Source organism: Kaistia algarum, assembly GCF_026343945.1.
Classification (GTDB): Bacteria; Pseudomonadota; Alphaproteobacteria; order Rhizobiales; family Kaistiaceae; genus Kaistia; species Kaistia algarum.
In genome coordinates this window covers 1-22,950 of the sequence record NZ_JAPKNJ010000004.1, presented here as the reverse complement: position 1 = coordinate 22,950, position 22,950 = coordinate 1, and the positions used below count along the sequence as shown (strand labels likewise).

The following is a 22,950-nucleotide window of genomic DNA, read 5'->3' as shown; positions in this document are numbered from 1 at the left end:
CTCCGTTGTCGGGGCATTGGAGGAGAGAATGGGGCGTGGCTCAAGGGGGCGGCCATGGACGCCGCGTCTCAAATCACCGCGCAGACCGTCTTCGTCTCCAGATAATTCTCCAGCCCCTGCGCGCCGTTCTCATAACCCCAGCCGGATTCCTTATGGCCGCCCTTGGGCAGCTCGGGCGAGAAATAGGAGTGGCAGTTGATCCAGACCGTGCCGGCGCGGATCTCGGCCGCCATGCGGTGGGCCGACGACAGGCTTTCGGTCCAGAGGCTGGCGGCGAGGCCGTAGCGGCTGTCATTAGCGAGCGCCAGAACCTCGTCGGTCTCGTCGAAGGGTGTGACGGCGACGACCGGGCCGAAGATCTCCTCGCGCATCAGCGCCATGTCAGGCCGGGTGTTGGTGACGATGGTCGGCTCAAAGAAGGTTCCGAACTCGCCATCCTGCCGGCCACCCGCAACGATCTCGGCGCCATCCGCGCGGCCGCCCTCGACATAGGAAGCGACGCGGTCGGCCTGGCGTCTTGAGACCAGCGGGCCGAGGTCGGTATCCGGTGCGAGGCCGTGGCCGAGCTTCAGTTTCGTGGCTTCCGAGGCCAGCCCCTCGACCAGCGCGTCATAGATGGACCGATGTGCATAGACGCGCGATCCGGCGACGCAGACCTGGCCGCCATTAGCGAAGATGCCGCGTGCAACGCCGGGAACGGCGAGCTTCAGGTCCGCATCGGCGAGCACGATCGCAGGCGACTTGCCGCCAAGTTCCAGCGTCAGCCGCTTCAGATTGCCCTGCGCCGCACCGAGCAGCGCCTTGCCGGTGGCCGTCGAGCCGGTGAAGCCGATCTTGTCGACGCCGTCATGGGCCGCGAGCGCCGCGCCGACCGTCCGTCCATAGCCGGTGACGATGTTGACGACACCCTTCGGCAATCCGGCCTCGATCATCAGTTCGCCGAGCCGCAGCGCGGTGAGCGAGGTGTCTTCTGCCGGCTTGAGGATCACGGTGCAGCCGGCAGCCAGCGCCGGGGCAAGCTTCATCGACGCCATCAGCAGCGGCGAGTTCCACGGCGTGATCGCGGCGACGACGCCAACTGGCTCGCGGGTCGTATAGGCGAAGATCTTCTTGCCGGGAGGCTGGTAGCCGATCGAGGTCGGGATCGTCTCGCCGAGGATTTTGTTGGCGAAGCCGGCATAATAGCGGAATTGGGCGATCGCGCCGGGAATCTCGCCGAAGCGTGCCGTTTTCAGCGACTTGCCCTGATCGAGCGTCTCGATCTCGGAGAGTTCGTCCGCATGCGCCTCGATCAGGTCGGCGATCTTGCCGAGCAGCCGGCCCCGGTTGGTCGGCGTCATGCCGCGCCATGCGTCGCTCGTGAAGGCGCGCCGCGCGCTCGCCACCGCCGCATCGACATCGGCGGCGTCGCCCTCGCCGATCATCGCGAGCGTCGCGCCCGTGGCCGGGTCGATGCTGGCAAAGTGGCGGCCGGAGGCGGGGAGGATCCATTCGCCGTCGATGAGTAGGCGCTTCGGTCCTGTGGCGAGGAAGGCGCGGGCGCTTTCGGTCTTCGGCGCGACGGGAGCGATGTGGAGGGTCATGAGGGATTGTCCTGTTCGGATGCGCTTCTGCCCGCCAGCGCTGCGACCGCCGCCTTCGCACCACGCAGGATCGAGAGATAGCCGGTGCAGCGGCAGATATTGCCTTCGAGCGCTGTGTGGATCGCCTCGTCGTCGGGCGCCGGGTTCTGGGAGAGGAGCGCGGTGAGCGCGATGGTGAAGCCGGGGGCGCAATAGCCGCACTGGAACGAGACGTCGGCGATCAACGCTGCGCGCACGATTTCCGCCGCGGGCACGGCGGCGAGGCCCTCGGCCGAGACGATTGTCGTGCCTTCCAACTGATACGCCATTACGAGGCAGGAATTCACCGCCTCGCCATCCTTCAGCACCAAGCAGGAGCCGCACCGGCCGATCCGGCAGGCGGCCTTGGTCGCGGTCGCGCCGGCCTCCTCGCGGATCAGGTCGATCAGGCGAGTATCCGGCGCCGCCGTGAAGGCGACCTCCGTGCCGTTCAAACGGAAGGCGATGGTCTCGCTCATCGGTTCACCCGTTGCAGAGCATCGAGGATCGCCTCGGGCGCAATCGGCGTCACCTCCGGCCAGAAGCCGATCGCATCGGCGATCGCCGCCGCGATGGCCGGCGTCACCGCGCCGATGCCGATCTCCCCGACGCCGCGAGGCCCGTGCGGATCGCCTTCGTCGAGGGATTCAAGCGCCGTGGTGCGGCTCGTGAGCGGCGCGTCGCGGATGGAGGGCATCATGTAGCTATCGAAGTTTCGCGTGACATAGGCGGCGTCCTGCATCACCGCATCCTCGGTCAGCGTGAAGCCGAGGCCCTGGCCGCCGCCGCCCTCGATCTGGCCGAGATAGGCGGCCGGATCGACGATCGGCCCCGCGGCGATGTGCTGGTCGAGATCGAGGACGCGGATTTCGCCGCTGATCGGATCGACGGCGACGCGCGCCACGGCCGCGCCGAAGCAGAAGACGTAGCGCGAATTGCCATGTTTGTAGTCGGCCGCCGGAAAGTGAAACTCGCTCGACGCGGTCGGCAGCGCTTCCGGATCCAGTCTGGCTGCCAGATCGGCGAAGGAGAGCAGTACCTCGCCGCTATTGGAGCGCGCATCGGCAAAGCCGCCCGGCACGATCGCGAGATCCTCCGCCGAAACGCCGAGCCGTTCGGCCGCTTCGGCCTTGAGCTTGGGACCGAGAATGGCGGAACTCTCCCCCGAGGCGCGCCAGACGACATAGGTCGCACGCGCCGCCGTGGTCGAGCCCGATTCCGGCGTGCGGGCGGTATCACCGACCACCGGCACGACATCGTCCCGACCGCAGCCGAGAGCCTTCGCGACCGAGGCCTGGATCGCCGTCATCACGCCCTGGCCCATCTCATCGAGGCCGAAGGCGGCTTCTATTTTGCCGTCCGAACGGAAGGTCAGCCTGCCGCCGCCCGGATCATGCGGCAGCGAGCCGAGGCCGGTGCCCTGATGATGCAGCGCCATGCCGACGCCGGCGATGCGTCCATCGGGGAGGGGACCGCGAGACATCGCCCAGAGACGGTTCGTACTCGCCGCGTCCAGCACCTCGTCCAGCCGATCGGTCGGCGCCACCTCATGGCCGAAAAAGCCGGGCGAGCCGGGCTCGCGTAGGTTCCGCCGCCGCATCTCGGCCGGATCGAGCCCGCAAAGGTCAGCGAGGCGCCCCATCTGGCTCTCGATCGCAAAGACCATCTGGTTGGCGCCAAAGCCGCGGAACGCGCCGCAAAGGCCGTTATTCGTATAGGCGAGGCGGCCCCGGCTCACGATATTGGCGATGACATAGGGGCCGGCGACATGCTCCAGCGCCGTTTCCAGCACGGCGGGGCTGAGCGAGGCATAGGCGCCGCATTCGGAGAGGACATCGACCTCCTGCGCCAGCAGCATGCCATCCGCGTCGCACGCGGTCTTCATGCGGATCCGCATCGGATTGCGGCGGATCCCGGCCAGTACCGATTCATAGCGATCGAGGTGCAGGCGGACCGGCTTGCCGGATTTCAACGCCAGCAGGGCCAGAGCCGGCTGTACCGTCAGTTCGTCCTTGCCGCCGAACGCTCCACCGGTGGGTGAAGTCACGACGCGAATCTTTTCCTCGGGATAGCCGAGGATCTTCGCAAGCTGATTCCGGTCGCGCGTGCCGTGCTGTCCGCCGACGCAGACGAGGAGCGAGCCGTCTACGCCGGGCACGACATAGCCGCCCTCGGTTTCCATGAAGCCGTGCATCTGGCGCGGCGTCACATAAGTCGCCTCGACGATATGGGCGGCGCGCGCAAAGGCAGACGCGATGTTGCCGCGATGGTGGCGGAACTCGGCGCGGAGATTGCCTTTGTCGTGGATCGCCGGCGCGTCCGGCTCCAGCGCCGCTTCCATGTCGGTGACGGTCGGCAGCGGTTCATAGTCGACGCGGACCAGCGCGAGGGCTTTCTCGGCCGTCTCGGCATCGATCGCGGCGACGGCCGCCACCGGATCGCCGCGATGGCGAACCTTGTCAAAGCAGAGTGCCGGCTGGTCGGCTTCCATGATGCCGAAGGCGTTGTCGCCCCGGATATCGGCGGCGGTGACCACGGCGACGACGCCCGGCAGCACCTCGGCGGCGGATGTGTCGATCGCCAGGATCCGTGCATGCGGCACGCCGGCCCGGAGAATGCGCCCGACCAGCATGCCGGGTTCGCGATGGTCGGTGAGATATTCGAGACCGCCGCGCACCTTCGCATCGATGTCGGGGCGCACGGCCCAGCGGCTCGCCAGCGCCGCATGCGAGACCTCGACGGCATCGTCGGGCCGGTCATGCGGCGCGGGGGAGGCGTGCTTGCGCACAGAGCGACGCAGTACGGCTCCACCCAGACCGGCGAGGAGAGCATTGGCGGCGACGCGGCGGCGATAGGCGGCGCTGCGGAATGGGTCGCCTGCCGTGTCGATCGACGCCAGCAGCGTCGCATGAACGGCCGGCCAGTCGACGGCATCGACAGGCGAGCCGACCAGCAGCGCCTCCGCCTCGACGAGGCGCTGCGGCGTCGTGATGCCACCTCCGACGGCGAGGCGGGCCGCAGCGATCCGCCCGCCATCGAGAACGAGGCGGCCGGCGGCGCCGATGACGCTCGGCGTGAAGGCGGCGCGCAGCCCGGTCTTGCGATGGGACCAACGCTCGGCATCGCCTTGGACCGGGACAAGGATGGCGGTGAGGATGGCGCCGTTCGGCAAAGCGAGTGCATCGAGCAGCGGACGCTCGGCGATGGCGCCGTCGGCGAAGATCTCGATGGTGGCGTCGAGGGCGAGAAGCGCCGGATAGAGACAACCGATCTTGCCCGCGAGATTGCCGCCGAGAGTCGCCAGCCGGCGCACCGGTTGTGCGGCGACGGCGAGCACGGCCTTGGCCAGCAGCGGCAGGCGCAGCGAGACCTCAGCGCTGGCTTCAATCGCCGAAAGCCTTGTCAGCGCGCCGATGCGCAGCCTGCATTGCGTCTCCGTGATGCCGGAGATCGGAAGGCGCGACAGATCGCAGAGCAGCGCTGGCTGCGCCTCGCCGCGCGCCCAGACGAGCTGGATCAGCGTCCCACCCGCCACCGGCACCGCGCCGTCGGCCACCAGCGCCGAGGCTTCGGCCAGCGTAGCGGGGCGGAGGACGCGGAGGGGAGCGGTATCCATACCGTCAGGCAGCCTTTCCGGTGGTGCCGTAGACGATGCCCTTTTCCTTCAGCCAGCGGCGATAGGCGACGGAGGAACTGTCGGCGCGGGTCGGGATTTCGGCGCGGGGCTCCAGCGGCAACAGCAGCGGGCGCTGGTTCTCGACGATGATCTTGTCCTGCAGGAAGATGACCTGCTCGAAATTCAAGAGGTCGATGTGCTTCGAGCGGTCGTCGACCAGATACATGATCGGCTGGCAGCGGCAGAGATCCTCCTCGATTGGCTGGATGAACAGGGCGATGGCATCGAGTCGGTTCGGCGAGGTCGGGCAGATGCGGTACAGCATCACGATGAAGGGGGAGGGGACGCGGTAGGTCAGATGGACGAAATCGCCCTTGTCCTCCGTCGCGGCGATGCGGGGCTGGAAGAAGGTGCAGTTCGTCGCCCAGACCTCGTCGACGTCGCGGCGGATCTCGGAATGATAGTGCGGCACCTCGGTATAGGGTTCGGCGCCGAGGATATCGGTGTGGACGAACGGGAAATGCGCCATGTCGAGGAAGTTCTCGACGATGCGCAGGCCCGAGGCACGGAGCATCACCCAGCCGCAGGGGACGAAGCGCCGGTCGTCCTCGCGCGATTCCGGAATGTCGCAGATGTCGCGCGTGGGATAGCCCAACGTCGTCCAGACGCAGCCATAGCGCTCCTGGACTGGCAGGGCGGGGCCGAGCGCACCGCCTTCCCGGATTTCGCGCACGTCGGCCGTGCCATCCTCCAGCCGCCGCAGCGTCAGGTCCTGGCCCAGCAGCCGCTGGCGGATCGGCGCGGCGGTCAGGTCGGTCGAGGTTTCGATGGCATACCAGGCATCGAGCGCGACGGGATCGGTGGTCTTGGTCATCCGCCCATCCTCACCCCTTCGTCCATTGCTTGGTCCCCTGATTGTTCTCCGCCAGCCAGGCCTTCCTCCGTGCGAACAGGGCGGGCGCGACGTCGTGGATGCGGGCGATCAGCTCCTTCATGTCCCCGGTCTTGAGCTCACCGTTCTCGACCACGACCTTGCCGTCGATCACCGTCATGTCGACATCGCCGCCGCGCACGGCATGGACGAGATTGTGCTGCAAATTGAAATATTCGCCCTCGCCGAAGAGCGGCGTCATGCGCGGCGTGTCGGTGCGGACCGCGATGAAATCGGCCTTCTTGCCGACTTCCAGGGAGCCGATTTCGTTGGCCTTGCCGATGGCGCGGGCGCCGCGAATCGTGCCCATCTCCAAGGCCCGCCAGCTATCGAGAGCCGCGGCGTCGAGGCTCTTCAGCTTGCCTAGCAGCGAGGCGACCTTCATCTCCTCGAAGACGTCGAGATTGTTGTTCTCCTTCTCGCCATCCGTACCGACGCCTACCGCGACACCGGCCGCCAGCATCGCATCGATCGGCGCGATGCCGCTGGCAAGCTTCATGTTGGAGACCGGATTATGCGCGACCGAGACGCCGCGCCGCGCGATCAGATCGACCTCGTCCTCTTCGAGCCAGACGGCATGGGCCATCATCGCCTTGGGCGTTTCGAAGAAGCCGAGATCGTCGAGAACGAACATCGCCTTCTTGCCATAGCGCTTCTGGAACTCGGCCGCCTCAATGTTCGATTCCGAGCAATGGGTATGGAAGCCAGTATCGTATTGCTTCGCCATGTCGATGGCGCGGCGCTGGCCGGCCTCATCGGCGTAGAAGAGATGCTCAAGCCCGACCCAGACGTCGATGCGGCCATCCGCCTTGCCGCGCCATTCCTGGATCATCCGTTCATTGTCGTCGAGCGTGTCGAAATAATCATAGTCGGGATGCTCGCCGACATAGGGCACGGCGACGAGGCGATTGCCGATCGCGCTTGCGGCCCGGGCGCTGCCATCCATGAAGCGCCACATGTCGACCAAGGTCGTCGTGCCGGAAAGGACGCTCTCGGCATAGCAGAGGAACGACGCCGCCTCGGCCTCGTGCGGCTGCAGCATGCGGTGCATCGGGTTGATATGCAGCGTTAGCCAGTCCCACACCGGCAGATGCTCGGCCGTGCCGCGCAGGAAGCCCGAATGCATGTGGGCGTTGATCAGTCCCGGCATGATGAGGCGGTCCTTGAGGCGGACGAGCTTCGCCTTCGGATGCGCCTTGGTCAGCTCCGAGGCTGTCCCCACCGCGATGATGGCATTGCCGGAGACGAGGATCGCGCCGTCCGGAATCGTCCGGTTGTCGGCATCCATGGTGAGGAGGAAATCGGCGGCATAGATGGTGTCGGTCATGTGCAATTCCTTGTGGCTGCCGTCGACATGCTAGGATCCTGCCAACACGAGATCCGCCGCGCGCTCGGCGATCATCGTTACCACCGAATGGGTGTTGCAGGTCGGGATGAGCGGGATCACCGAGGCGTCGGCGATGCGCAGCGCCTCGATGCCGTGCACCTTGAGCGCCGGGTCGACGACGGCTTCCTCATCCAGGCCCATCTTGGCCGTTCCGCAGGTGTGGAAGAAGGTCGAGCACGCGTTGCGCACGAATTCCACCGTCTTGGCCCGACAAAGTCGGCCGGAGGGCGCGGCGTAGCCGGCAAAAAGATCGGCAAAGGCGGTCGTGCCGGCGAGATCGAGGACGAATTCGACGCCGGTGACCAGCGCGTCCAGATCGTCCTTTTCGGCCAGATAGTTCGGCTGGATCTCGATGCGGCCGTCAGGTCCCGCTTCATGCAGCTTCAGATAGCCGACGCTCGTCGAGCCCATCAGACCGGCGGCGACCGCGAACACATCGCCCGATAGATCGTGCGTCCCGGCGATCTCCGGCACGGCGCTGCGGCCCTGGATCGGGAAAGCGTGCAGGTCCGGCTTGGCGAGTTCCGGTCGGCTCTTCCAATTGAGCATCGAGCCGCCGCCATTGTCGCGCATCGGCCCCATCGGGCGCTTCGAATGGAAATTCACGGCGCGGACCAAAGGATGGTCCTGCAGGTTCTGGCCCACGCCGGGAAGCGCGGTATGCACCGAAATGCCGAGCCGCATCAAATCGGCCGGGTCGCCGATGCCGGAATTCAAGAGCAGGCGCGGCGTGTCAATCGCCCCGAGGGCGAGGATGATCTCGTGGCTCGCCCGCGTCGTGACGGCGACGCCTTCGACGATATGGGTGACCGAAACGCAGCGCGTTCCTTCGAAGCCGAGCGTCGTCGCCAGCGAGCCGGTCAGGATGGTGAGGTTGGCGCGGTTCGCGACGGGGCGCAGATAGCCGCGGGCGGAACTCCAGCGCTCGCCCGCCGCGATGTTGAAATTGGAGAGTGTCGCGCCCTCGTTCAGCGGGCCGTTCGGGTCGTCGACCGGGGACATGCCTAGCTCGATCGCACCGTCGCGGAGCGCGATCGCAAGCGGATGCGGATCGGCACTGCGCTCGATCCTGAGCGGACCGCCGACGCCGCGAAATTCGGTCTCGCCGTCCACCCAATCCTCGCAGCGCTTGAAATAGGGCAGGCAGGACGCGAAGTTCCAGCCGGTCGCGCCCGCTGCTTCCCAGGCGTCATAATCGGACGGGTGGCCGCGATACCACATCATCGCGTTGATCGATGAGGAGCCGCCGAGCACACGCCCACGCGGTATGCCGATGGTGCGGCCGTTTACATGGGGCGTCGGCGTATAATCATAGCCCCAATCATAGGGTCCGCGCGTCAGGCTGACCCATTTCGTCGGATCGTCGATAGCCTCGAGGCCGAGATCGAGCGGTCCCGCCTCGATCAGCAGGACGGTGGCGTCGCTCCCGTCGGCAAGGCGTCGTGCCATGACCGAGCCGCCCGAGCCGCCGCCGACGACAATGAAGTCGTAGGCGGGAAGAAGCTCGGAGGCTGCGCCGACATAGGGCATCAGTTCAGGGCCATCAATTGTGCTCGCTCGGGCCCATGATGGTGATGCCCTCGCTCGCCTCGACATGGCGCACGAAGATATATTTGTCCTCGCGGCCGTCCGAATGCTTGCGCTTGATGTCGGGCTGCACCGTGCCGGAGACCTTGGCGACCACGACATAGGGCACCTCGGCGGCGAGTCCCTTGGCGCAATGCTCGTCGAATTCCTCGATTGTCAGCGCCGTGAACGCGTTCTCGATGCCGGCGCCGCGGGCGATCGCCGCGATGTCGACGCGGCCGAAGGCCGTATGCGTCGGCGGGCCGCCGATCGACTGGTACATTTCATTGTCCCAGACGACGATGAAGAGGTTCTTCGGCTGCTCATTGCCGAGCGTCGCCAGGATGCCGAGATTGAACATCATGCCGCCGTCGGTATCGAGCGAGACGATACGCCGATGCGGCAGGCCGACGGCCAGCCCGAACGCTTCCGGGGTGACGCAGCCGAGCTGCTGCTGAAAGAGGCTCGCCTCGCGCATATGCGGCGCGGCGTTGTACCATTCATCGACGCTGGCGCCGAGCGAGAGGATGACCAGCTCGCCCTTGAGGCGGGCGGCCAAGGCCTTCATGCAGTCATAGCGTTTCATCGCACGACGCTCCCGCCGAGCGCCACGGCGCTGTGATAGTAGGACGCATAGGACCAGTCATAGGCGTCCGTGATCGCCCGCTCGATCTCGTCCTCCTCGCGCACGACGCGGTAGGGGATACGCAGCGCGTTCAGCACCGGCTCCATGGTGATGCCGTGCGGGATCGCCCACCAATTATTCTCACCCATCTCGCCGCGATAGCTCATCAGCATGACGACCGGGATGCCGGCTCCGAGCCCCATGCGGGCCAGCGGTTCGACGGAGGCGCGCAAGCCCGAATTCTCCATGACCAGCGCGGCGCGCTTGCCGGAGAGGAAGACGCCGCCGCAGATCGCCGCGCCCTCGCCCTCATTGGTGACGCGGATGGTGCGAATGTCGGGATCGGCGTCGAGCGCCGGATAGAGTGGCTTGAACAGCGAATCCGGCAGATAGCAGACGATCGAGACGCCGGCCTTCTTCAATCCCCGGATCACCGCATCGACGGCGCTTGGCTTCATCGCATTCCCTCGTGACTGGACGCACCATCGCAAAGCGGCAGCGATGCGCATAGATCCAGAAAATCGAATGCGTTGTTGCTTAGGAAGCAACAGGCGCCAAATGTGGCGCGCTGCAGCCGCCGGCGAGCCGCCTACCGGATGAACTGGTCGACGTAATCGGCGCCGAGGCCAACTTTGGTGTAATGCTCGCGGCACATGTCGATCTTGGTGAACACGTCCTCGAAGCCGAGCGGTTCGCCATAGGCATCGACGTAATACATAATGCCGTTGACCTGGAAGAGCGTGATCATCTCCTCGACATCGTCGGGGACGACGAGCGTATGGGTCTCGCCCGGGGGCTCGAAGACATAGCCGCCTTCCTCGGCGACCCAGTCATGCTCAAGGTAGTGCCAGCGGCCCTTGATGACATAGCCATGCACCGCCTGGGGATGGCGATGTCGGCTGAGGACTCCGGACTTGCGGACCCGCAAGAGGTTCATCCAATAGCCCTGCGAGCGGTTGAGGCAGAGCGGACGAAACCAGACGCGCTCGCCCTGCGGCACCCAGATGCGCTCGTCCTCCGGCACGGCCTTTGGAATGACGATGTCCGGCAGCGTCTCCTTCGGCATCGGCAACTGGTAGGGCATTCGTGGGTTCGGATCGATCTTCATCGGCGGCATGGTTCACTCCCTGTCTCTAGTTCTGTCCGGCGGTTGGGCCGGCCACTCGTTCTATCCGCTTTCGCGTTCGTCCATCGCCTCGATGCGGTGGACCAGCAGGGTGGCGAGCGCCAAGGCCGCTTCCGAGATCTCGGCCTTACGGCCCGTGACCAGCACCAGCTTGCGCGGCTTCAGGCGCGGGTCGCGGACCGGAACGAAGACGAGGTCGCCCCGTGCCAGTTCGCGCTCGACGCCGACGCGGGTCTGCAGCGCAACGCCGAGGCCGCGCAGCGCCAGATCGACCATCAGTTCGATAGAATTGGTGCGCGTGCGTTTCAGGAAGCCCACCACCGAGCCTTCGAGGGCCTCCTCGACCGAAAGGCCGAGAGTCAGGCTGCGGTCGGAAAGAAGCACGCGTTCGCCGGCCAGTTCATAGAGGCGGAGCGATGGCTGTCGCGCCAGCCGATGGTCGGGCCGGACCAGGGCGCCGATGCCGATCTCCGCGCCGGCCAGGCGCTCGGTCCGACGGGGCGTGCGCGTATCGAAGGCGACGCCGATCTCGCAATCGCCTTCCGCTACCGCCTCGAAGGCATGCTGCGAATCGGCAATGCGCACATCGACCGCGATGTCGGGGTGGCGCTGCCAGAAGGTGGCGAGCACGTCCGGCATCGGTCCCCGCGCCACGCTCTCGATGACGGCGATGGCGAACGAGCCTCGGCGCAGGCCCTTCAATTCGCCGATCTCCTTCACGGCGCGCGCCAGTTCCGTCCCGCTGGAGCGGGCATGGTAGAGCATCAATTCGCCGGCGCTGGTCAGCTTCAGCCTGCCTCCGGCGCGATCGAACAGCGGCGCGCCGAGCTCTTCCTCGAATTGCGAGATCGCGCGGCTGATCGAGGAAGGCGCGATGTTAAGCATCCGCGCCGCCTCCCGGATTGAGCCGAGCCGGGCCACGAGCTGGAAATAATGGAGACGCGGAGAAACGAGGCCGAGGCGCTGCGGATCCATGCGATTCTATAGCCTTGGGAATGGCGGAATGCGGCCCCGGCTCATCGCCGAAACTCGTCTGTCCGCCCCGTCGGAATATGGCGCTTGTGCGGCGCAATAATGTTTGGTCCGGCCATGTTGCTCTGCATCATACGCATTGCTGCCATTCCATTTTTGGCGGTGCTCAAATCCGATCAGTTCCCCTATCTTTCAATCATCGAAACGGCGCAAGGCAATCAGCGCCGCAGAGAATGAGATTTGAAGGACTGACTATCATGGCAAACGGCCTCGTTGCTTCCTACAAGAACTGGATGAAGTATCGCCAGACTTGCAATGAGCTCAACCGTCTGACGAACCGCGAGCTGGCCGATCTCGGCATCAACCGCGTCGATATCGTCTCGGTCGCCCGCCAGTCGGTTGGATACTGAGTTTTACGAATTCGCCGGGACGAACCTCCTCCCTCGTCCCCGCGATATGGCGCAAAGCGAACCTCCTCCCTCGCTGAGCGCCTTTCAAAGAAACGCCCGTCGACCTCCTCCCCGACGGGCGTTTTCTTTTGTCCGGATTTTGCCGCGTCGTCGCGCTTCCGGACCGATTTCGCCGAGGGCGGCCTCCGGGCGACGTCAGGCGATCATGCCGAACTTCACATTCATCGAGACGAGCAGCGGCTTCATCGCAGCTCCCAGTCCCGGCATGCGCGGGTTCTTCTCGTGGATCGCGACGGCAGCCTCGTTTTCATAGACCTCCGTCAGCATCAGCCTTCCGGCAATCGGCGTTCCGTCGCGCTCGATCGGCTTCACCACGTCGAAGCGAAGGCATCCCGGCTCTTCCGCGAGCGTCAGCCGCGCATGCTCGGCGATGAGGGCCGTCAGTTCCTCGTCCTTGCCCTCGATGATCTCGAAGTCGACGAGGAGGGTAATGTTCGGCATGTCATGTTCTCCCATGGACGCCGAATCCTAGCATCGTTCTCTCAAGCTGGTAGATGTTGGCCCGCGATATAGACGCCGAGGCCCTCGGCGAGGTGGTCGAAGAGGAGGCGCATGCGGCGGACGCGGCGCAGATCCTCATGCATCGCCAGCCAGCCATCGAGCGGGAGGCTGACGGCAGAGGCGAGCACGCGCCGGAGCGCCGGATCGCGGCGCGCAATACCCACCTGACACATGCCGATGCCATAGCCGGCGCGAATCGCCGCCAAATGGGCAAGGTCACTGTCGGTGCGGAGCGAAAACCGTTCCCGCGCGGGAATCAGCCCGCTTTGCTGCAGGGACCGGACCACCGGCGTTTCCTCGTCGAAGCCGATCAGGGCATGGTCCCGTAATTCCTCCAGCATTTCCGGCGTGCCGTGCCGTTCGAGATAGTCGGCTCGGGCATGGAAGCCGATCTCGATCGTGCCGATTCGCTTCTGCACCAGAGCGGCCTGGGTTGGCGGAACCATGCGGACGGCGATGTCGCTGTTCCGGCGCAGCAGGTCCTCGTTCCGGTTGGAGACGACCAGCTCGACGGCGATGTCGGGGTGAAGCTCCCGGAACTCCGCCAGAATCGACGGCAGAACCTCGACGCCGACCACCTCGCTTGCCGTCAATCGTACCGTCCCCCGATCTCCGCTCGCCTCTCCCGTGGCCACGCGTCGGAGCGAATCGGCGGCGGCCGCCATCGCCTCGGCCTGCGGGCGCAGCGCCAGCGCCGTGTCCGTCGGGTCGAGGCCGGATGGGCTGCGGGTGAAGAGCGCGGCGCCAAGCTGCTGTTCCAGTTCGTCGATATGGCGCCCGATGGTCGGCTGGGACAGGCGCAGCTTCCGGGCCGCTGCGGAGAGGCTCCCCTCGGACAGTACAGCGAGGAGCGAGCGGATGTGGTCCCATGATGGTGTCATCGATACATTATCGTATAATAATCATACGAAGATCAACAATTTCGTTTCGCTCGCTTGGGTCCCATTGTCCCTTTCAGATGAAACGAAGGAGACGATCATGACCAAGGGAAGCACAGCTCTGATCATTGGCGCCACGGGCGGTATCGGCGGGGAGGTGGCCAGGGTCCTGGTGGCGCGTGGCTGGAAGGTTCGTGGCCTTCACCGAGACCCGGACGCGGCGCGGCGGCGGCGCGGCGATGCCGCGATCGAATGGGTCGCCGGCGACGCCATGGACGCGGAGGCGGTTCGGCGCGCGGCGGCCGGCGCGGCGCTGATCTTTCATGGCGCCAATCCGCCCGGTTATCGCAACTGGGCCGGCCTGGCTCTGCCAATGCTGGATAACACCATCGCCGCCGCGAAGGCTGTGGGCGCCAGGATCGTTTTTCCCGGCACAGTCTATAATTTCGGGCCCGAAACGTTCCCGCTGGTCGGCGAGGATGCTCCCCAGCGTCCGCTCACGCGCAAGGGCAAGATTCGCACCGAAATGGAAGCCCGGCTTGAACGTGCCGCCATGACCGGAACGCCGGTGCTGCTCGTCCGGGCCGGCGACTTCTTCGGCCCCAGCGTTGGCAATAGCTGGTTCGGCCAGGGCATCGTCAAACCGGGGAAGCCGGTGCGATCGCTCACCTATCCCGGACGACGCGAAATCGGCCATGACTGGGCCTATCTGCCGGATCTGGCCGAAACCTTCGCCCGGCTGATCGAGCGCGGCGACGAACTGCCGCCCTTCGCCCGTTTCCATTTCCGTGGCCATTTCTTCGAGCGCGGCGTGGAGATCGCCGAGGCTGTCCGCGATGTGGTTGGCTGGCCAGCCCTGCCGATCCGCGGGTTCCCATGGCCGGTGTTCTATCTCGCAGCGCCCTTCGTCGAGACATTCCGGGAGGTTCTGGAGATGCGCTATCTCTGGAAAGAGCGGCTCGAACTCGACAATCGCCGTCTCGTTGCCTTTCTCGGCGAGGAGCCGCATACGCCGCTGGACCAGGCGATCACCTCGACGCTGGCGGGACTCGGCTGCCTGGAGAGCGCGCCTGACGCGACGAAGCCGCTGGACCCGGCGCGTGCCTGAGGATCAGCGGCCATCAGCCAGGCACCCGGCTTGGCTGACGGCGGCCGATCTGCCTCAGCCTTTATTCATTCGCTCCCGAAGCCGGTTTTCCAGTTCGGCGACCTCCGGGGTGAGCGCGTCGCCGAAATCCGAAGCCTCATACAACGGACGGATCTCGATCTCGCTCGGGCCCGGCATTGGATTGGGGCAACGCTTCACCCACTCGACGGCCTCGGCCATGTCCTTGACTTCCCAGAGCCAGAAGCCAGCCACCAGTTCGCGCGTTTCCGCGAAAGGTCCGTCGATGACGGTTCGCGATGCGCCGTCAAAGGCGATCCGCTTGGCCTCGACGGTGGGCTTGAGGCCTTCACCGGCCAGCATGATGCCGGCATTGACGAGCTCTTCGTTGAATTTCCCCATCGCCTCGAACATCTCGGTCGGGGGCATGACGCCGGCTTCGCTGTCGCTCGTCGCCTTGACCAGAACCATGACACGCATCGGATTCTCCCTGGGTTGACGGAGGCCTCCGGGCCATCCTCCTCAACAACGAACGAGCGGCTACGGAATCGACATCGATCCAAACATTATCTTCCGAAAGGCAGCAGCGAGCCGAGAGAGGCCCGCCGCAGCGCGGCCGCCGCGATCTTAGAAACTGCCGCTGGCATGCTGGAGCGCGCGGATGCGTTCGGCGAGGCTGATGGCAGCCGGGGTCGACTCGCCCTGGCCGGACTCGTCGTCGAGCTTGGGCTTTGCCGGCTCTTCTGCGATTGCGGGGACGAGCGTGGGTCCTTCCGTGCGCGCCGAAAGGCGGGCAACGGCGGCGCCGATATCGATCAGCTTGGCGCGCAGCAGCGTCGTCTCATCCTCGTTCGCATTAGCGGCCTCCGTCTTCGCCTGCGCCAGTTCGGCTTCCAGACGACGGTTAACGGTTTCGAGATGGGATAGACGGGCTTCGAGCTCGGCTTTGCTCTCCTCGATGGCGATGAGGTTCATGCCGGCGGTCTCGGCCTCGACCAGTCGGAACGAGAGCTCCTCGATGCGGGTCTTCGCCGCCTGCGTCTCGCCGCGAACCCTGGCAAGCTCCTCGTCGCGCGCCGAGATCTCGGCGAAAGCCGCCAGATGCTTCGCCTCGGTCGCCACCACGAGCGCATCCGCTTCCGCGAGCTTGCGGCGTTCGATCGTCAGGCTGGTCCGAAGCTCCGACATTTCGGTGTCGATGCCGGCCCGCGCGACCTCCTCGACGGTCGACGTCGTCTTCACGGCCGCGACGGAGTCGCGAAGATTATCGAGTTCGGTATCGCGGGCGACGATCTCGAGACGCTGGGTCTCGCGCTCGCTGACCAGCTTGTCGAAGGCGGCTTTCGCCTCTCCAAGGCTCGCTTCGACCTCGACGATCCGCGCCTCGAGCGAGCTACGCAATTTCGCCGCCTCGCCGCTCTCGCGCTGCTGGGCCGCGACCTGGATGAGAAGGTCGTCCCGCTGCTTCTCAAGGGCGATCATGTCCTCGGCCGACATGGACCCCTCGGCCGTCAGATGGGAAATGATCTCGCGCTTGCGGTTGATGTCGATCAGCTGCTCGGTGACCTGGCTTTCCAGCCGCTCGATGGTCGAATCGAGCCGCCTGGCCGAAACCGCGAAGGCGGCGCGGATCTGGTCCTTCTCGGCCTGGATCTCGGCCCGCGTCATCGGCATCGTCTGTTCGATATGCCGGCGCGTCAGCCGAACCGCGCGGCGCCAGAGCGGCGGGGCGACGATCAGCGCGAGGATGCCGGCGGAAAGCACCCCGAGCGCGTAGAACATCAAGGCTTCGATCAACGCCACACTCCGTATGTCGACCCGCGCGCCGGCGCGGGCTGGGCCATCGGGTACCAGTTGCGGGCATCAACCCTGACAAATGACACCGTCCACCCGCGCGAGTCCAGCGGCTGGCCGCCGAAAACGGACACAGAGCCGCTCACGCTCGTTCCTTTTGCACTCGCCGGGCGACGAGGGGCTGCTGGGGCGGAAATCGGCACCGCTGCGGCTTTGGCTCAGCCTGCCGTTCAGAAGGGATTCCAGGTCTGGCGGTCGGTGAACTTGAGATATCCGACATTGAAGCCAAGCCGGGCCCCGATCCCGGACACGATCGGCACTACATAGATGTTGTTGCGCGAGAGCACGGTCATGCCGACGCCACCGACGAGAAAGGCAGAGCCGTTGACGCCTACGAAGCGGTCATAGATCGCCGATACGGACGGCAGATTGTAGACCAGCATCATCACGCGGGACCCGTCGCCGCCGAAGTCCCAGCCGATGGACGGGCCCTGGAAGAAGACCGGATGCTGGCCGGCGTTCTTCGTGTAGAGCGTGCCATTGCCATAGCGCACACCGGCGATCAGCGCTCCGCTGCCCTGTTCGCCCAGCACATAGCCGTTCGGAAGGCCATATTGCGAGACGGCATGCTCGACGACCGAGGCCAGGCCTCCCGAAACTTCGCCGAAGAAATTGCCTCCGGCCTTGACGATCTCATCCGAGGAATAATTCTCCGAGGATTGCGCCTCCGCCCTGCCGGCAAAGGCGAGGGGAAGCGCCAACACCAGCATGAGAAGGCAGGCGGTCAATCGGTTCGGGCGCGCCATGTGTCGATCCTTCACTCAGCCGATCGGCGGAAAGCCGAGCCGCAAGATTGACGCAGCGACTCGCCTGGAACAAGACGTTGGCGGGCAAAAGCGGCGCGATCACGGCACGCGTGCCCCGCGTCGTGCCGGTTGGCAGGGAAGCCCGCGCGGTGTATCCGAAACTGCCCTTTTCTGGATCCGGGCGATTCGGTACCTCATCGGAGTGGCTCATGACCGACGCGGTCGAAATCGAAGCGCTGGACCTCGCGGCTCTCCTCTGCAGCCGGGTCTGTCACGACATCATTTCCCCTGTTGGCGCGATCAACAATGGCCTTGAGGTTCTCGACGAGGAGAATGGCGAGGAGATGAAGGCCTTTGCCTTCGATCTGATCCGCAAGAGCGCGCGTCAGGCCTCGGCGAAGCTCCAATTCGCCCGGCTTGCCTTCGGTGCCGCCGGTTCCGCCGGCGCGGAAATCGACCTCGGCGATGCCGAGAAGGTCGCGCGCGGCTGGATGGACGGCGAGAAGGCCCAGTTCTCCTGGACCGCACCGGTAGCGCTCATGGCCAAGAATCGGGTCAAGCTGCTGCTGAATCTCGTTCTGCTGGCGACGTCGGCCGTGCCGCGCGGCGGCTCGATCAAGGTCATGGTGTCGCCATCGGCCAGCGAGCCGTCCTTCACCTTCCATTGCTCGGGGCCGAATGCTCGCATTCCCCCGGCCTTCGAAAAGCTCGTGCCTGGCCATATCACCGATGTGCATCTGGATGCGCATGCCGTGCAGCCCTATTATACCGGCCTCCTGGCACGGGCCTGCGGCATGAGCGTCGCCGCCGTACTCGACGGGGCGGACGTCGTCATCACGGCGACCAGTTCGCCCGTCTGAGCGGCGCTTTTCCAGTCACTTCGCCAAAGAAAAAGCCCCGGAACGCCGGGGCTTGAAGTCGCTCGCGGGAGGGCGAATGAGACGCATTCGGCGCATCGAAGTTTCGCCGAATGCCTCCATCTCGTCGTCGGTTCGCGCTGCTACCGCGCGAACCGGTGTCCGTATCAATCGCTAGGCGCTGGCGCGCAGATCATTGTCGTCGGGCTCGCGCAGCACATAGCCGCGGCCCCAGACCGTCTCGATATAATTGTGGCCGCTGGTGGCGGTGGCGAGTTTCTTGCGCAGCTTGCAGATGAAGACGTCGATGATCTTCAGCTCGGGTTCGTCCATGCCGCCATAGAGATGGTTGAGGAACATCTCCTTGGTCAGGGTCGTTCCCTTGCGGAGCGATAGCAGCTCCAGCATCTGGTATTCCTTGCCGGTCAGATGGACGCGGCTGCCATTCACTTCGACGGTCTTGGTGTCGAGATTGACGGTCAGATCGCCGGTATTGATCACCGACTGAGCGTGGCCCTTCGACCGGCGGACAATCGCGTGGATACGGGCGACCAGCTCGTCCTTGTGGAACGGCTTGGTCATGTAGTCATCCGCGCCGAACCCGAGGCCGCGCACCTTGTCCTCGATGCCGGCGAGGCCCGAAAGGATCAGGATGGGCGTCTTCACCTTGGAGACGCGCAGCGCCCTCAGCACCTCATAGCCCGACATGTCGGGCAGGTTCAGGTCGAGAAGAATGATGTCGTAGTCGTAGAGCTTGCCGAGATCGACACCCTCTTCGCCGAGATCCGTCGTGTAGACGTTGAAATTCTCGGACTTGAGCATCAGCTCGATGCTCTGCGCCGTCGCGCTGTCGTCCTCGATCAGCAGAACTCGCATACCAATCCCCTCATTGCCTATCCCGGGCTTGGCGCGCCGATCCTTTCGAACCGGCACTAAACGCGGCTCACCCCCGATTCGAAAGCTAACGAATAATGGTTAACAAATTCTGATTCGGCACCCAAGCGATTTGATCGACTTGCGGTGGATAACGCTCGATCCCCTTGGAAAATCGACCGTTTCGATCCCAGCGCTGACGATCCGCTCAATTGCACGGAATTCGGTAACCAATTCGTCGGACTCGCGGAATTAGGATGGGCAAGCCTTCAACGAGGTTTACCCGGCCTTAAGCCCTCGGTCGCCATGATTAACGGGACGCGTAAACGAAAGGTTATCGCCGGGCTAGGATTTTAAGGATTCGACAACGCGGACGGTCGTCGGCCGCGCCGGAGTCGGGTTGCCATGCGGAAACCGAAGGTCACGATGCTCGGGGGCGGGCGGTGTGAACTGTCTGGGGCGAAGGGAGTATTGAGTCAATGAAGTCGCGGGATAGTCTCATCCGGCTGAAGCGGTTCCAGGCCGACGAGAAGCGTCGGCAGGCCAACCAGATTCAGGTGATGATCGCCGAATTCGAGAAGATGGCCAGGGATCTCGACGAGCAGATCGCTGTCGAGCAGGAGCGCAGCGGCATCCGCGACGCGGGGCATTTCGCCTATCCGACCTTCGCCAAGGCGGCGACCCAGCGCCGCGACAATCTCCGCGCTTCGGCCGCGGAGCTGCAGGGCCAGCTCGAGCAGGCGCAGGACGAGCTGCATGCCGCGCTTGATGAGCTGAAGAAATACGAGCTTATGGCCGAGCGAGACCGTGCCGGGGCGCCCGAGGGCGAGGCGGTGGTGGAACCGGCTCCCGCGCGGGCCCGGTCACATCTGGCCGGCGAACGCCGCTGGTAGCTCATTCCGCCTTCGGACGGATCAAAGCCACATGTGGGCCGGCAGTCTCCGGCAGGACACCCTCGAGTCGCGGATCGGGCGTCACTTCGATCGCGAATTTGAACGGCGTGAAGCCCATCCGGCGGTAGAAATGCACCGCGGCGGGGTGATCGAATGAGCAGGTGTGCAACCAGACCCGCTCGGTCGGCGCCTGCCACGCGGCGTCCAGCGCGGCTGACAGGAACCCCTTGGCGGCGCCCGTGCCCTGCACCTCGGGCACGATGCCGAACATCTTGATCTCGACATCCGTGCCGAGGCGATGGATTTCGCAAAGCCCGACCGCTTCCTCGCCGCGCATCAGGAACAGGAGTTCCGTGGTCGGACGGCGCAGAATGGCCGCGAGTTCTGCCTCTGGCATGGCGATGCGCGACACCCACAGCCATTCATGGCCAATGCGGCGATAGAGCGCGCGATAGGCCTCGACGTCCGGGCGCTCGATGCGGCGAACGGAGAAATCCGCGGGAAGCGGATATCCCCCGGCTTCGTCCGGCGAGCGCATCTCGAAATAGGTCACCACATTGGCGATATGGCCCGGCGGCAGGTCTGTGTAGCCGTCGAGGTCGAGTTCAATCGTCGGCATCAGCGGCTCTCGTCGTCGAGAAGGTAGCGGGCGGCGGCGAAAAGCGTCGGCCGGACGTTCTCCCTTGCGCAGAACACCAGGAGAAGCGGTTCGCTGGCCATGAAATATTCGAGCACGCCGGCCAGGAAACCGCCATCGGCGGCCGCGGCGCGGAGGTTTTCCGGCCCGAGCCCGACCAGCGCCAGGAAGCGGCCCAGTTCTTCCGGCTCCTCGGCCAGATAGGCGAGGGCGCGTATGGCGAGGCTTTCCGCCTCGTCTCTCGACAGCGGCAACTTGCGGTCGCGGATCATCCATTTTCCTTTCCGAAACGAATCTTCTTTAAATCGAAAGCCGATCGGCAACCAGACGGTGGCGTCCCTTGGCGCCGGAACCGGAAATCGGTGGCGGGCAGAAATGGCGAAGACCGTTCTGGTCGTGGAAGACAACGAGCTCAATATGAAGCTCTTCCACGACCTTCTCGAGGCGCATGGCTACAATATCGTCCAGACCCGCAATGGCCTGGAGGCGCTGGAACTCGCGCGGACCCATCATCCGGATCTGATCCTGATGGATATCCAGCTTCCCGAGGTCTCCGGTCTCGAGGTGACGAAGTGGATCAAGGAGGATGATGACCTCCGCTCCATACCGATCATCGCGGTCACTGCCTTTGCGATGAAGGGCGACGAGGAACGCATCCGACAGGGCGGCTGCGAGGCCTATCTTTCCAAGCCGATTTCGGTGGCCAAGTTCATCGAAACCGTCAAGGCCTATCTCGGGGACGCCTGATGACTGCGCGGGTCCTCGTCGTCGACGACATTGTCGCCAATGTGAAGCTGTTGGAAGCGCGACTTTCGGCCGAGTATTTCGATGTCGTGACGGCTAGCAACGGCATCGACGCGCTGGAGATCTGCGCCGGCGGGCAGTGCGACATCGTCCTGCTCGACGTCATGATGCCCGGCCTCGACGGCTTCGAGGTCTGCCGCCGCATCAAGCACAATCCTCTGACCGCCCATCTGCCGGTCATCATCATCACCGCGCTCGACCAGCCATCGGACCGCATCAAGGGACTGGATGCCGGCGCCGACGATTTTCTGACCAAGCCGATCAACGAACTCGCGCTGATCACGCGGGTGAAGAGCCTCGTCCGTTTGAAGGCGCTTACCGATCAGCTGATCCTTCGCGCTTCGGCCGCGGCTGACCTTGGTATCGACGAGCCTCTGGATGGCGCCATCGTCTCGGGGGAGGGCGGGCGCATCCTGCTGGTCGACGACAGCGCTTCGACGCGCAGCCGTCTCGTCGAGGCGCTCGAATCGCGCCATCAGGTCGATGTCGAACCCGATCCGCAGGAGGCGCATTTCCGCCTGGCGGATGTGAGCTACGACCTCGTCGTCGTGTCGCTGGACCTCGTCGGTTTCGACGGCCTGCGCCTTTGCTCTCAGATCCGTTCGATCGAGCGCACGCGCATGCTGCCCGTGCTTGCCATCGTCCATCCCGACGACACGCGGCGCCTGGAACGCGGGTTGGAACTCGGCATCAACGACTATCTCGTCCATCCGATCGACCGCGACGAATTGCAGGCGCGCGTGCGCACGCAGATCCGCCGCCACCGCTTCACCGAGCGGCTGCGCGAGACGCTGCATGCGACGATGGAGATGGCGATCACCGACGGGCTGACCGGCCTGCATAATCGCCGCTATCTCGAGCGGCATCTCGCGGGAATGTTCGACCAGTCGGTGGCGCGCCGCAAGCCGCTCAGCGTGCTGATGCTCGACGTGGATTTCTTCAAGGCCGTCAACGACACCTATGGCCATGACGCCGGCGACGATGTGCTGCGGGAATTTGCGCGCCGCGTACGCCGGACTGTGCGCAACGTTGATCTCGTCTGCCGGCTGGGCGGCGAGGAATTCGTCGTCGCCATGCCGGATACCGATTCGCCGATCGCGAGCATCATCGGCGAGCGCGTCCGCCAGCGCATTTCGGGACAGTCCTTTCTGATCGAGGGCGGCGAGCAATCGATCTCCGTGACCGTCTCCATCGGCCTCGCCAGCCGGCGCGACGACGGCACGGACAGTCCCGAAGCGATGCTGCGCCGCGCCGACGAAGCGCTCTACCGGTCGAAGCGCGAAGGCCGCAACCGCGTCAGCAGCGCCGTCGCCTGACGTCCCGCGCGGTTCCTCCGCCCCGATTGCGCATTGTCCGCCGCCTTCCGGGCGGCTAGAACGCGATGCCTGTCAGCCCGGAGCCGTGACCATGAGCCAGAAGAGCCAGAAAACCGCCCTGATCACGGGAGCGACGGGACAGGATGGGGCGTATCTTTCGGAGCTTCTGCTTTCGAAGGGCTATGTGGTCCA

The 22,950-nt window shown here is 65.1% G+C and carries 25 protein-coding genes; 7 read left to right on the top strand and 18 right to left on the bottom strand.

All coding sequences use genetic code 11. From position 1 onward, the window contains the following. Positions 1 to 68 precede the first annotated feature (68 nt). From OSH05_RS22400 to OSH05_RS22355, 10 genes are all read right to left on the bottom strand, one after another. Positions 69 to 1,583, bottom strand: coding sequence for an aldehyde dehydrogenase family protein (locus tag OSH05_RS22400; protein WP_104220155.1), 1,515 nt, complete (start codon positions 1,581 to 1,583; stop codon positions 69 to 71). After that, a complete protein-coding gene (locus OSH05_RS22395) occupies positions 1,580 to 2,080 on the bottom strand; it encodes a (2Fe-2S)-binding protein (RefSeq protein ID WP_104220156.1) in 501 nt (166 codons plus the stop codon). The genes OSH05_RS22400 and OSH05_RS22395 overlap by 4 nt, the downstream gene beginning before the upstream one ends. Further along, positions 2,077 to 5,217, bottom strand: coding sequence for a molybdopterin cofactor-binding domain-containing protein (locus OSH05_RS22390; RefSeq protein ID WP_104220157.1), 3,141 nt, complete (start codon positions 5,215 to 5,217; stop codon positions 2,077 to 2,079). Before OSH05_RS22390 ends, OSH05_RS22395 begins: the two co-directional genes overlap by 4 nt. A gap of 4 nt (positions 5,218 to 5,221) precedes the next feature. Beyond that, complete coding sequence (locus tag OSH05_RS22385) at positions 5,222 to 6,091, bottom strand: (2Fe-2S)-binding protein (RefSeq protein WP_104220158.1); 870 nt, start codon at positions 6,089 to 6,091, stop codon at positions 5,222 to 5,224. Between the two features lie 10 nt (positions 6,092 to 6,101). Then, positions 6,102 to 7,475 (bottom strand): amidohydrolase family protein, encoded by a 1,374-nt coding sequence (locus OSH05_RS22380; protein ID WP_104220159.1) that lies wholly within the window; start codon positions 7,473 to 7,475, stop codon positions 6,102 to 6,104. A 30-nt stretch (positions 7,476 to 7,505) separates the two neighbouring features. Beyond that, the gene (locus OSH05_RS22375; RefSeq protein ID WP_104220160.1) at positions 7,506 to 9,065 is read right to left on the bottom strand and encodes a GMC family oxidoreductase; all 1,560 of its coding nucleotides are present in this window, start codon (positions 9,063 to 9,065) and stop codon (positions 7,506 to 7,508) included. A gap of 13 nt (positions 9,066 to 9,078) precedes the next feature. Then, entirely contained in the window at positions 9,079 to 9,687 is a 609-nt protein-coding gene (locus OSH05_RS22370) for a thiamine pyrophosphate-dependent enzyme (protein ID WP_104220161.1), read from the bottom strand. Continuing rightward, a complete protein-coding gene (locus OSH05_RS22365; protein WP_104220162.1) occupies positions 9,684 to 10,184 on the bottom strand; it encodes a thiamine pyrophosphate-binding protein in 501 nt (166 codons plus the stop codon). Before OSH05_RS22365 ends, OSH05_RS22370 begins: the two co-directional genes overlap by 4 nt. A gap of 131 nt (positions 10,185 to 10,315) precedes the next feature. Next, positions 10,316 to 10,843: a 2,4'-dihydroxyacetophenone dioxygenase family protein gene (locus OSH05_RS22360; RefSeq protein ID WP_104220163.1), complete on the bottom strand. Its 528-nt coding sequence runs from the start codon at positions 10,841 to 10,843 to the stop codon at positions 10,316 to 10,318. Positions 10,844 to 10,894: 51 nt separating this feature from the next. Then, positions 10,895 to 11,827: a LysR family transcriptional regulator gene (locus tag OSH05_RS22355; protein ID WP_104220164.1), complete on the bottom strand. Its 933-nt coding sequence runs from the start codon at positions 11,825 to 11,827 to the stop codon at positions 10,895 to 10,897. Between the two features lie 254 nt (positions 11,828 to 12,081). Between OSH05_RS22355 and OSH05_RS22350 the strand changes: the two genes are divergently transcribed. Further along, positions 12,082 to 12,234 carry a DUF1127 domain-containing protein gene (locus OSH05_RS22350; protein ID WP_104220165.1) on the top strand — a complete coding sequence of 51 codons (153 nt, stop codon included), beginning with the start codon at positions 12,082 to 12,084 and terminating at the stop codon, positions 12,232 to 12,234. A gap of 195 nt (positions 12,235 to 12,429) precedes the next feature. Here the strand turns inward: OSH05_RS22350 and OSH05_RS22345 are convergent, their stop codons facing one another. Beyond that, positions 12,430 to 12,735: a putative quinol monooxygenase gene (locus tag OSH05_RS22345; RefSeq protein ID WP_104220187.1), complete on the bottom strand. Its 306-nt coding sequence runs from the start codon at positions 12,733 to 12,735 to the stop codon at positions 12,430 to 12,432. Between the two features lie 41 nt (positions 12,736 to 12,776). Beyond that, complete coding sequence (locus OSH05_RS22340) at positions 12,777 to 13,676, bottom strand: LysR family transcriptional regulator (RefSeq protein ID WP_104220166.1); 900 nt, start codon at positions 13,674 to 13,676, stop codon at positions 12,777 to 12,779. 97 nt (positions 13,677 to 13,773) lie between these two features. Here OSH05_RS22340 and OSH05_RS22335 point away from each other — a divergent pair, with 97 nt between their 5' ends. Next, positions 13,774 to 14,781, top strand: coding sequence for an NAD-dependent epimerase/dehydratase family protein (locus OSH05_RS22335; RefSeq protein ID WP_104220167.1), 1,008 nt, complete (start codon positions 13,774 to 13,776; stop codon positions 14,779 to 14,781). A 54-nt stretch (positions 14,782 to 14,835) separates the two neighbouring features. On the opposite strand, the gene OSH05_RS22330 is transcribed toward OSH05_RS22335, so the two are convergent. From OSH05_RS22330 to OSH05_RS22320, 3 genes are all read right to left on the bottom strand, one after another. Continuing rightward, positions 14,836 to 15,258, bottom strand: coding sequence for a YciI family protein (locus OSH05_RS22330; protein ID WP_104220168.1), 423 nt, complete (start codon positions 15,256 to 15,258; stop codon positions 14,836 to 14,838). A gap of 147 nt (positions 15,259 to 15,405) precedes the next feature. Continuing rightward, on the bottom strand, positions 15,406 to 16,575 hold the full coding sequence (locus OSH05_RS22325) for a coiled-coil domain-containing protein (RefSeq protein WP_104220169.1): 1,170 nt from the start codon (positions 16,573 to 16,575) through the stop codon (positions 15,406 to 15,408). Positions 16,576 to 16,802: 227 nt separating this feature from the next. Continuing rightward, entirely contained in the window at positions 16,803 to 17,378 is a 576-nt protein-coding gene (locus OSH05_RS22320; RefSeq protein WP_104220170.1) for a DUF1134 domain-containing protein, read from the bottom strand. Between the two features lie 209 nt (positions 17,379 to 17,587). Between OSH05_RS22320 and chpT the strand changes: the two genes are divergently transcribed. Beyond that, positions 17,588 to 18,238 carry a histidine phosphotransferase ChpT gene (gene chpT / locus OSH05_RS22315; protein ID WP_104220188.1) on the top strand — a complete coding sequence of 217 codons (651 nt, stop codon included), beginning with the start codon at positions 17,588 to 17,590 and terminating at the stop codon, positions 18,236 to 18,238. 171 nt (positions 18,239 to 18,409) lie between these two features. Here chpT and ctrA read toward each other — a convergent pair whose 3' ends face one another. After that, entirely contained in the window at positions 18,410 to 19,111 is a 702-nt protein-coding gene (gene ctrA, locus OSH05_RS22310) for a response regulator transcription factor CtrA (protein WP_104220171.1), read from the bottom strand. 476 nt (positions 19,112 to 19,587) lie between these two features. On the opposite strand from ctrA, the gene OSH05_RS22305 reads away from it, so the two are divergent. After that, complete coding sequence (locus tag OSH05_RS22305; RefSeq protein ID WP_104220172.1) at positions 19,588 to 20,001, top strand: flagellar export protein FliJ; 414 nt, start codon at positions 19,588 to 19,590, stop codon at positions 19,999 to 20,001. 1 nt (position 20,002) lies between these two features. Here OSH05_RS22305 and OSH05_RS22300 read toward each other — a convergent pair whose 3' ends face one another. Both OSH05_RS22300 and OSH05_RS22295 read right to left on the bottom strand, forming a co-directional pair. Beyond that, positions 20,003 to 20,620: a GNAT family N-acetyltransferase gene (locus OSH05_RS22300; protein ID WP_104220173.1), complete on the bottom strand. Its 618-nt coding sequence runs from the start codon at positions 20,618 to 20,620 to the stop codon at positions 20,003 to 20,005. After that, positions 20,620 to 20,910, bottom strand: a complete 291-nt coding sequence (locus OSH05_RS22295) for a DUF3572 domain-containing protein (protein ID WP_104220174.1) — start codon at positions 20,908 to 20,910, stop codon at positions 20,620 to 20,622. The genes OSH05_RS22300 and OSH05_RS22295 overlap by 1 nt, the downstream gene beginning before the upstream one ends. A 103-nt stretch (positions 20,911 to 21,013) precedes the next feature. Between OSH05_RS22295 and OSH05_RS22290 the strand changes: the two genes are divergently transcribed. From OSH05_RS22290 to OSH05_RS22280, 3 genes are all read left to right on the top strand, one after another. Continuing rightward, entirely contained in the window at positions 21,014 to 21,385 is a 372-nt protein-coding gene (locus OSH05_RS22290; RefSeq protein WP_104220175.1) for a response regulator, read from the top strand. Continuing rightward, positions 21,385 to 22,758, top strand: a complete 1,374-nt coding sequence (locus tag OSH05_RS22285; RefSeq protein ID WP_104220176.1) for a PleD family two-component system response regulator — start codon at positions 21,385 to 21,387, stop codon at positions 22,756 to 22,758. Before OSH05_RS22290 ends, OSH05_RS22285 begins: the two co-directional genes overlap by 1 nt. Before the next feature lie 91 nt (positions 22,759 to 22,849). After that, positions 22,850 to 22,950, top strand: a 101-nt coding sequence (locus tag OSH05_RS22280; RefSeq protein ID WP_266353029.1) for a GDP-mannose 4,6-dehydratase, incomplete at its 3' end; no start/stop codon positions are given.

Bases quoted from the DNA above. Each gene is read 5' to 3' on its own strand.
- OSH05_RS22400 (WP_104220155.1), bottom strand. From the start codon at position 1,583: ATGACCCTCCACATCGCTCCCGTCGCGCCGAAGACCGAAAGCGCCCGC.
- OSH05_RS22395 (WP_104220156.1), bottom strand. From the start codon at position 2,080: ATGAGCGAGACCATCGCCTTCCGTTTGAACGGCACGGAGGTCGCCTTC.
- OSH05_RS22390 (WP_104220157.1), bottom strand. From the start codon at position 5,217: ATGGATACCGCTCCCCTCCGCGTCCTCCGCCCCGCTACGCTGGCCGAA.
- OSH05_RS22385 (WP_104220158.1), bottom strand. From the start codon at position 6,091: ATGACCAAGACCACCGATCCCGTCGCGCTCGATGCCTGGTATGCCATC.
- OSH05_RS22380 (WP_104220159.1), bottom strand. From the start codon at position 7,475: ATGACCGACACCATCTATGCCGCCGATTTCCTCCTCACCATGGATGCC.
- OSH05_RS22375 (WP_104220160.1), bottom strand. From the start codon at position 9,065: ATGCCCTATGTCGGCGCAGCCTCCGAGCTTCTTCCCGCCTACGACTTC.
- OSH05_RS22370 (WP_104220161.1), bottom strand. From the start codon at position 9,687: ATGAAACGCTATGACTGCATGAAGGCCTTGGCCGCCCGCCTCAAGGGC.
- OSH05_RS22365 (WP_104220162.1), bottom strand. From the start codon at position 10,184: ATGAAGCCAAGCGCCGTCGATGCGGTGATCCGGGGATTGAAGAAGGCC.
- OSH05_RS22360 (WP_104220163.1), bottom strand. From the start codon at position 10,843: ATGCCGCCGATGAAGATCGATCCGAACCCACGAATGCCCTACCAGTTG.
- OSH05_RS22355 (WP_104220164.1), bottom strand. From the start codon at position 11,827: ATGGATCCGCAGCGCCTCGGCCTCGTTTCTCCGCGTCTCCATTATTTC.
- OSH05_RS22350 (WP_104220165.1), top strand. From the start codon at position 12,082: ATGGCAAACGGCCTCGTTGCTTCCTACAAGAACTGGATGAAGTATCGC.
- OSH05_RS22345 (WP_104220187.1), bottom strand. From the start codon at position 12,735: ATGCCGAACATTACCCTCCTCGTCGACTTCGAGATCATCGAGGGCAAG.
- OSH05_RS22340 (WP_104220166.1), bottom strand. From the start codon at position 13,676: ATGACACCATCATGGGACCACATCCGCTCGCTCCTCGCTGTACTGTCC.
- OSH05_RS22335 (WP_104220167.1), top strand. From the start codon at position 13,774: ATGACCAAGGGAAGCACAGCTCTGATCATTGGCGCCACGGGCGGTATC.
- OSH05_RS22330 (WP_104220168.1), bottom strand. From the start codon at position 15,258: ATGCGTGTCATGGTTCTGGTCAAGGCGACGAGCGACAGCGAAGCCGGC.
- OSH05_RS22320 (WP_104220170.1), bottom strand. From the start codon at position 17,378: ATGGCGCGCCCGAACCGATTGACCGCCTGCCTTCTCATGCTGGTGTTG.
- chpT (WP_104220188.1), top strand. From the start codon at position 17,588: ATGACCGACGCGGTCGAAATCGAAGCGCTGGACCTCGCGGCTCTCCTC.
- ctrA (WP_104220171.1), bottom strand. From the start codon at position 19,111: ATGCGAGTTCTGCTGATCGAGGACGACAGCGCGACGGCGCAGAGCATC.
- OSH05_RS22305 (WP_104220172.1), top strand. From the start codon at position 19,588: ATGAAGTCGCGGGATAGTCTCATCCGGCTGAAGCGGTTCCAGGCCGAC.
- OSH05_RS22300 (WP_104220173.1), bottom strand. From the start codon at position 20,620: ATGCCGACGATTGAACTCGACCTCGACGGCTACACAGACCTGCCGCCG.
- OSH05_RS22295 (WP_104220174.1), bottom strand. From the start codon at position 20,910: ATGATCCGCGACCGCAAGTTGCCGCTGTCGAGAGACGAGGCGGAAAGC.
- OSH05_RS22290 (WP_104220175.1), top strand. From the start codon at position 21,014: ATGGCGAAGACCGTTCTGGTCGTGGAAGACAACGAGCTCAATATGAAG.
- OSH05_RS22285 (WP_104220176.1), top strand. From the start codon at position 21,385: ATGACTGCGCGGGTCCTCGTCGTCGACGACATTGTCGCCAATGTGAAG.